Origin of the sequence: Pseudoalteromonas sp. NZS127 (genome assembly GCF_015864805.1) — a bacterium.
GTDB lineage: Bacteria > Pseudomonadota > Gammaproteobacteria > Enterobacterales > Alteromonadaceae > Pseudoalteromonas > Pseudoalteromonas nigrifaciens.
In genome coordinates, this window is sequence record NZ_JADYWN010000026.1 from 46,766 (window position 1) to 54,352 (window position 7,587).

The following is a 7,587-nucleotide window of genomic DNA, read 5'->3' on the forward strand; positions in this document are numbered from 1 at the left end:
TCTCAGCTTTATTACAACCCACAGAGACACTTTTTTCTAAATTGAGACAGTCAATTTAGACTATCTCATTGTAATTGCTTGTTTTTATACTTTTATTTAAAAGTGCCCAATAGGCCACCTATTTCATATAGTTTCGAACTAATACAAGCATCACACTCAACATACCACCTAGCATTGTACCAAGTATTGCAATTAGTGCGCGTTTTGGCTTGAATTTTTCTTCTGGCACTAATGCCGCATCAATCGTTTTAAATACATATTCGTCGCGTACTTTTGCAAACATAATTGTTTTAGTTTGCTCTTCAACTAATTTGTAAAGTACCGCACGTATATCAGCAATTTTAGTTTGCTCTAGCTGCTGAGTTAAAAAGTCAGTGCTTTTTACTGCCTCTAAAACATCTCGTTCTTTCATGCTTTTATTTATATCTTCAATCAGCCAGCTAACCCATTGCTGAGCAACACTAGGAGATACATGCTCTACCGACACGGTAACCATACCGCTTTCTTTATCAGTACTTGCACTTATTATTTTGCTAAAAACCTTAAACGCTTCCTGCATAGATGGCTCTGGCTTAAAAGGCGCTTTAACCTCTCGTATCCATTTATTGTTTTGAGCATCGTACATTTCGCTATCATATACAACAGTATTCGTTTGCATATCCCACGTTTTAGCAGCCATTAAGTCTGGTAAGATATTATGCTTTTGAATAAAGTCGCTGGTAAACTGGCGTGACTTTAAAACCTCAATGGCTAATTGTGCCTTATTACTTGAACCACCACCTAAATTAACACCCGCCAAGCTGGCTAAACCACCAAACTGCCCAGCTAAGCCCGCCAAACCACCAGAACCTTCTTGCTCTGCAGGCGCTAACAATGCTTCTGACTTATAGATATTAGGCTGGTTAATTGCATAAACAACTGATGCAACTGCGAACAGTGCTGTAATTGCTATTATTAGCCATTTTCCTTGCCAAATTACAGCAAACAGCTCACGTAAATCGATTTCGTCGTCAGCGATGTTATTGTTATGGCTTTGCACGTATTCGTTATTCTCTTTTATATTTGCTTGGTTATTGTTCATATAAATCTCGGTTGATAGCTAAAGCTATTTATTAGTCTTGCAGCCAGGCTTGCGGTCCGGTTCGTCGCAGAGGTGTCTTGCTTCAACTTGGAAGTAAAACCATTTACTTTCAAGTCATTCAGACACGCTTCCGCCCCTAGGTTGCAGTTCCTACGTACTGATTTAATTGCTAATTTTTGTTTTTACTATTTTGTACATGTTAACTAAAACCAAAGGATTACTTTGGTTTTAGTTTTTAATTTATTACTTTACTTAAAGGCTACCGATTGCAGCTACTGCTACACCTAATTGATACAGTATTTGTGTTGCGGTGCTCCACAGCGTTAGCTTATCCATGTGCCCTGTGTCCATAGGTACTACTATGGTGTCGCCTGCTTCTAGTTGCTCTGAGTTATTAACTGCAAACCAACTACCCGTATTAGGTATTTTTACCGAGCCATTGGCTTTAATTATATAAATACGGTCGTCATCGGCACGCTCTTTAAGGCCTCCACTTAGCTTAAGGTAGTCGTCTACGCTTATACCCGCCTTATATAAGTGAGTAGTTGCATAATTAACCTCTCCCACTACGCTGATAGAGTCGCGCTTACTAGGCACGTAAAGTGTATCACCATCTTGTAGCACTAAGTTTTGCTGATTATTTACAATTAAAGGCAGGTCGATAACTAAGCGCCCAACTGCTTCTACATCGGCTAGGTCGTTTAGTAGTTTGTTCATTTCGTCGTACGAAAGCGTGCTGCTGTTTATAGAGTCTTGAAAGCTTTTAGATGCCACATCGCGGCGTAATTCGTTAGTCAAACGTGCTAACTGCTGTTGCTCTTGCTGCTTAACTGACTGGCGAATAAATACCGCTGCCTTTTGCTCAGCAAAATCTGAAAAACCACCTGCGCGCTCTAACAAATTAGTTAATGTTTCGCCACGGCGAATTGTGTAAGTTCCCGGGAATAATAGCTCCCCCTTTAAGGTTACTTTTACGTTTTCTTGCCAGTTTGGAATTGCAAAAATATTCAGGCTGTCTTTACTTTGTAAAGCAATACGGTTTTGTTCATTACCATTTACTACTTGATCAAAGTCTATTTTTATATGCTCTACTTTTGAAGCATCACCATCAACCATACGGGTAATTTCGGCTTGTTTGGTATAAGCCGATTCAAGTAAGCCACCCGCTGCCGTCACAAGGTCAGCAACTTCGCCACCTATCGTTAATGGGTAAACACCTGGGTAAGTAACACTGCCGTTAACTTCTACTAGCTGAATAGCTTGCTCGGTCGATGCTTGGCGTTTAAGCTTTTTAATGATTGGCGCTAATAAATTGTTACGGCTATAAGGTGTATAACTTGCTGCACTTAATTGGTTACTATTTTCACCTTGTGTTGCAGCTTGCTCAATTGATGTATCTTTTTTAGTACCTGAGCCAGTTGCCGCTAACGTTAACTTTTCATCTTGTTTTTCTTCAAACTCACTAAATACAAGTATTTTGTCGTTGGCGTTTAAGGCTAGGTCGTTTTCGCTATTTTTAATAATAGCTAAAGCTACATCAAACTGATGCACTTCTATGTCACCATTTATGTTTATTTCGCGTACTAATAAGCCATAGCTTAAATCAGCTTGGGGAAGTAGATCGCCACGTACCGACTTTAGAACATCGGAAATACGTTTACCTTGGTGCCATTGATAGCTACCAGGGCGTACTACGGCACCGACTAAATTAACTGAATTTTTATATTGTGAGCTTATGGTATTAAAGCGTACGCGGTCGCCGTCTTGGGGAATATAGTTTATGCTATTAGCAGAAAAGTCTACGGTAAGTACTTCTTTACGATTGTTGTTAAAACGCTCTACCACTGCATTTTTTGTATAGGCACCTGGTTTTAAGCCGCCAGCCATAGCTAGTAATTCTTTCGCCGTTTCGCCTTTTTTAAGTTCGAATATAGCTGGGCGTTTCACTAAGCCTTCTACTTTTACTTGTGCACCAACTGAAGGTACAAATACGGCGTCACCGGGCTTTAAAGTTATATCGTTACTGCTATCACCATGAATAAGTAAGTCGTACAAATCAAAATTAGCAACTACTTTACCCGCACGCTTTACTTGAATGTTACGCAATGAAGCAATATCAGATACACCACCACTTACAAATAATGCATGCGACACAGTAGTTAAAGACGATACATTATAACTACCAGGCTTGTATGCTTCGCCAAGTACTAAAATACGCATGCTGCGTAACTGACCAAGCGACACAAATACTTTAACGCCAATAATTTCTTGTTCTACTTTAACTTTTATTAATTCTTTAACCTCAGCGAAGGTTAAACCTGCAACTTGTACTGGGCTTAAGTTAGGGATGCTAATGCGCCCTTCGCGATCAACGATCACTTCAAATCTATCGCTTTCTTTACCATAAAAGTTAATTAGTAGCTGATCGCCACGCCCTACTAAGTAGGTGTCGGGCACTGCTGCGGTTTCGCTAGGCATAAATGTAGTCGGTTCACCGGCAAAAAGTTCATAACCAAATGGCTTAACTGTATTAGGGTTTTGTTTTGCTGGTTCTGCTTTTGCTGCTTGCTCTTGTTGTACTAAACGAGGACCGATTGTGGGTTCTTCAACTTGAGGTTGATTACTTGATTGGCTTGACCCAGTTATTACCGATAGGTCAACACCGTACTGCTTTGCCAATGCCTGCTGCTGAGACTTTGGTAGTTTTTTAAATTGCTCTATTTGCGACGCACTCGGGGTGAATGCTAATGCACTAAAGCTACATATTAATACTAAAGCACTAAATAAGTGTTTAAAAAGGCTCACGAGTAGGTATTTCCCTAGGTCTACAACAAGAATTGCTGTGTATTCTACATTACTATTGAACAAATAAAAAAGGGACTTTTGCCCCTTTAGTCATTTAAATGTCATTAACTTGGTATTATTGGTTAAAAACTGTAAACCAGTGTTAGCGAGGTCTCTGTATCGGTGCTTTCTTTGTCATCAGCAACATCTGAGTTGTTAATAATATTGTAAGCAACCTTCATTTGTAATGAACCATTTATTTTAGCAAGTAGTGCAGTTTCTGAGCGTGTTTTGGTGTTGGTGTCACCATACTCTACTGTTACTAATTGCGTAAAACGAGCGTTATCAGAAATCTTCCAGTTGTAATCTAATTTACCTAAGGCAATAATTTCGCCTTCGTATTCACCAGCAAGTGAATTACCATTTTCGTCAACTTCTGTGCTTACATCTGGATACTTAAAGTACTTATAACCAGGACCAATTTCGGCACTTAACCACATGGTTTTTTCGTTTAATAAACGTAAACCATAACCAGCAGAAACTACCGATTCACTTCTATAGGCACCAAAATAGTCTGAAACGTGTGAACCATAAATGAATAGGTGCGAGTGTTTTTCATTTAATTTGTAATTGCCTTGTGCAGAAATAGCGTATTTTTCGTTAGTACGCTGTTTGTCTTTTGTACCATCGTCGTTTTCTACTTCGTCTTCTTTATAAATACCGTCGATTTTGTACTCATTATTCCAACGTTCTAGATGATGCAATACCTTAATACCACCTTTAAGTGTGGTGGTTTCGGTGTTACCGCTGGTAATAATAGCGCCTAGCTCACTGGTAACTTCCCAGGTTTTTTGCTCAGCGTCGTCTGCAAATGCGTTAGTTGCTGCTGTTGCTGCAACTAAAATTGATAAAAGCTTTAGTTTCATTTAAAAATAACCTTTGTATAGCTGTAAGTAAATTAATCTTGTTTGCGTAAATGTACATCCATCTGAGGAGCTGGAATATTGATCCCTTGCTCATCAAATATAATTTTAATTTCTTCGAGTAAACTCCAGTACGTAGGCCAATAATCGGCTGACTCAACCCACGGGCGAACTATAAAGTTTACGCTTGATTCAGCAAGCTCAGATACTGATACGTTATAAGCCGGATCTTTTAAAATGCGTGACTCGCTATCGAGTATTGATTTAAGCACTTCTTTCGCTTTGCGTAAATCGGCATCGTAATCTACACGAATTACTAAATCTATACGGCGTGTTGACTCTCGTGAGTAATTAACGATTGCATCTGACATGATTTTTGAATTTGGCATTATGATAACTTTGTTATCTGGGGTGCGCAGCTCTGTTGAAAATATTTCGATTTTTTTAATAGTGCCGGCTTTATTACCTGCCTCTACGTAGTCACCCGATTTAAAAGGGCGTAGTAAAATAATCAGCACGCCTGATGCAAAGTTAGAAAGCGAGCCTTGTAGTGCTAAACCTACAGCTAAACCAGCAGCACCTAAAATAGCAATAAATGAGGTTGTTTCGATCCCTATTTGCGACAGCGCCATTAAAACGGTCGCCATAAATACTATGGCAAATACAATACTAGAAACAAATGAGCCTACTGCTTTGTCTACTTTCTTTTTGTCGAATGCTTTTTCGGTTAAGTTTGCACAAAATTTTGCAATTCGCCCACCTAATAAAAAGATAACCAGCGCTATTACCGCTTGTATTCCATAGTGTAAGATTAGGCCTGAGTTTTCATTAAGCCAATTGAGTACCGATTCCATTTTGTGGTCCCTGAAAGTCGTTCATCTGATTTTATTGGCAAATTATATATTATTTACATTTTAGATTCACTACATAATGGGTTTGCATAAATAAGTTTTAATCCAGTTACTTATTAAAACATTAGTTAACTTGACTGCTTTTCGTGCAAAACACACACTAAACATGCTATTTCGCTCTTTTTTTAATTTTTTTCACTTTTTTGCTTCACAACTTTTAATACTTTATGTATTATGCGCCTCACACCAACCAAGGTGTGTTGTGGCGGTTGTAGCTCAGTTGGTAGAGCCCCGGATTGTGATTCCGGTTGTCGCGGGTTCAAGCCCCGTCAATCGCCCCAATTTTTCTTTCCTCAAGAAAACATTTAAATTCCTTAGGTTGTTTCTCAACATTTTACGCTTTTAAAACCCATACTAAACAAACAAAAAATACCGAACTTGTAGTCGAAAACTCACTCCGCGCTTCTTTAATTTTATCAAGCGCTACATAAAGCCACGTCTGTTAGTAATTTAAACATCGCGTTTGGTTTAATTTCTGCCTAAAACCCGACATGTTACGCCAAAAGTATGCCCTTAAACTTGTAAGCAGGTGTTTACCTTGTGCAATGTTTTTAATTTTAACCAGCGCGGCATAAAACCCCACCTACGGGCAGCCTAAACACCGAGCTTGGTTTAATCTCTACCTGAAATCTAAAGGCAAAAACCTGCTCTTAAACTTGTAGGCGGGAGTTTACCTCGCGCAGCTTTTTTATTTTACAAAGCGCGGCATAAAGCCCCCTACGGACAACCTAAACACCGGGCTTGGCTTAATCTCTGCCTAATACCTCATACCTGAAACCTGCTCCTATCCTAATTTTAACCCGCCCTTTAATCTACTTTGAAAGATAGCCCTAATGATGCAAGCATTTTTGAGCGTTTATCAATAGAGTCTGATTCAACTTCTACTAATTGTGCTTGAGTTAGGTTTTCGCTTGAGGTTTCACTAATATTGTAAATGTTACGGCTAATCTCTTGCGATACCATGCTTTGTTCTTCGGCAGCTGTAGATATTTGGCTCGTGATATCTGAAATATCGCTAATAGAAAGATGAACCTGAGAAACTACTTCTTGTGTTTGGCGTGTTTCTTTAACACAGTCTTCGGCAGCGTTTTTTCCCACTTCCATCGTTTTAGACCAGCTTATTGACATCCTCCCCCACCTCGCTTCGCGCCCGACAAGTCGGGAAAGGAGGGGGATTCCTGTTTCATAGCGTATCGCTTTAAATTCAAAAGAATCTAAAGTCTTACTTACGCTCCACAGGCTAACACTGTCTGCCCGACAGCTTTAATATTCAGTGCCGCATTTATGTCGCGGTCTAGCTCGCTAGAGCATTGAGGACACGACCATTTACGGATATGTAACGGCAAGGAATCGACAACGTGACCGCAGCAATTACAGCGTTTAGAGCTTGGATACCACTTATCAATCTTAACTACAGTTCGACCGTACCACTCAGCTTTGTAGGTAAGTTGGCGCACGAACTCGCCCCAGTTGGCATCGCTAATTGCTTTAGCAAGTTTTCGATTCTTGACCATGTTTTTTACGCTCAGACTTTCACAGCTAATCACTTGATTATCGTTTNTTGGCATCGCTAATTGCTTTAGCAAGTTTTCGATTCTTGACCATGTTTTTTACGCTCAGACTTTCACAGCTAATCACTTGATTATCGTTTATCAATTGGGAAGTCAGTTTGTGGGTGAAGTCGTGACGACAATCAGCAATCTTTGCTTGAACGCGAGCGACTTTCTTTCTGGCTTTGTGGAAGTTAGAAGAACCTTTCTTCTTCTTCGATAGCACACGTTGAGTCTTAGCTAGTTTACTAGCGTAACGCTTGGTGTGACGGGGATTTCCAGACTTGAAACCGTTGGAGGCAATAACAAGGTCAGTCAAACCTAAATCAATACCGACT

The 7,587-nt window shown here is 39.7% G+C and carries 7 protein-coding genes and 1 tRNA gene; 1 reads left to right on the forward strand and 7 read right to left on the reverse strand.

All coding sequences use genetic code 11. From position 1 onward, the window contains the following. Positions 1-118: 118 nt before the first annotated feature. From I6E78_RS17065 to I6E78_RS17080, 4 genes are all read right to left on the reverse strand, one after another. Positions 119-1,081, reverse strand: coding sequence for a Wzz/FepE/Etk N-terminal domain-containing protein (locus tag I6E78_RS17065; RefSeq protein ID WP_089367705.1), 963 nt, complete (start codon positions 1,079-1,081; stop codon positions 119-121). Positions 1,082-1,333: 252 nt separating this feature from the next. Further along, a complete protein-coding gene (locus I6E78_RS17070) occupies positions 1,334-3,886 on the reverse strand; it encodes an SLBB domain-containing protein (RefSeq protein WP_089367704.1) in 2,553 nt (850 codons plus the stop codon). A gap of 122 nt (positions 3,887-4,008) precedes the next feature. Beyond that, the gene (locus I6E78_RS17075) at positions 4,009-4,791 is read right to left on the reverse strand and encodes a DUF481 domain-containing protein (protein ID WP_089367703.1); all 783 of its coding nucleotides are present in this window, start codon (positions 4,789-4,791) and stop codon (positions 4,009-4,011) included. A gap of 32 nt (positions 4,792-4,823) precedes the next feature. Beyond that, positions 4,824-5,642: a mechanosensitive ion channel family protein gene (locus I6E78_RS17080; protein ID WP_011327107.1), complete on the reverse strand. Its 819-nt coding sequence runs from the start codon at positions 5,640-5,642 to the stop codon at positions 4,824-4,826. 262 nt (positions 5,643-5,904) lie between these two features. Here I6E78_RS17080 and I6E78_RS17085 point away from each other — a divergent pair. Beyond that, positions 5,905-5,980 (forward strand) — tRNA-His (locus tag I6E78_RS17085). A gap of 526 nt (positions 5,981-6,506) precedes the next feature. On the opposite strand, the gene I6E78_RS17090 is transcribed toward I6E78_RS17085, so the two are convergent. The 3 genes from I6E78_RS17090 to I6E78_RS17100 form a co-directional block, all read right to left on the reverse strand. Beyond that, positions 6,507-6,827 (reverse strand): methyl-accepting chemotaxis protein, encoded by a 321-nt coding sequence (locus I6E78_RS17090; RefSeq protein WP_231618032.1) that lies wholly within the window; start codon positions 6,825-6,827, stop codon positions 6,507-6,509. A gap of 98 nt (positions 6,828-6,925) precedes the next feature. Next, entirely contained in the window at positions 6,926-7,213 is a 288-nt protein-coding gene (locus tag I6E78_RS17095) for a transposase (RefSeq protein ID WP_231618033.1), read from the reverse strand. Between the two features lie 37 nt (positions 7,214-7,250). After that, the gene (locus tag I6E78_RS17100; protein WP_442960316.1) at positions 7,251-7,568 is read right to left on the reverse strand and encodes an RNA-guided endonuclease InsQ/TnpB family protein; all 318 of its coding nucleotides are present in this window, start codon (positions 7,566-7,568) and stop codon (positions 7,251-7,253) included. Positions 7,569-7,587 lie beyond the last annotated feature (19 nt).

Bases quoted from the DNA above. Each gene is read 5' to 3' on its own strand.
- I6E78_RS17065 (WP_089367705.1), bottom strand. From the start codon at position 1,081: ATGAACAATAACCAAGCAAATATAAAAGAGAATAACGAATACGTGCAA.
- I6E78_RS17075 (WP_089367703.1), bottom strand. From the start codon at position 4,791: ATGAAACTAAAGCTTTTATCAATTTTAGTTGCAGCAACAGCAGCAACT.
- I6E78_RS17080 (WP_011327107.1), bottom strand. From the start codon at position 5,642: ATGGAATCGGTACTCAATTGGCTTAATGAAAACTCAGGCCTAATCTTA.
- I6E78_RS17090 (WP_231618032.1), bottom strand. From the start codon at position 6,827: ATGTCAATAAGCTGGTCTAAAACGATGGAAGTGGGAAAAAACGCTGCC.
- I6E78_RS17095 (WP_231618033.1), bottom strand. From the start codon at position 7,213: ATGGTCAAGAATCGAAAACTTGCTAAAGCAATTAGCGATGCCAACTGG.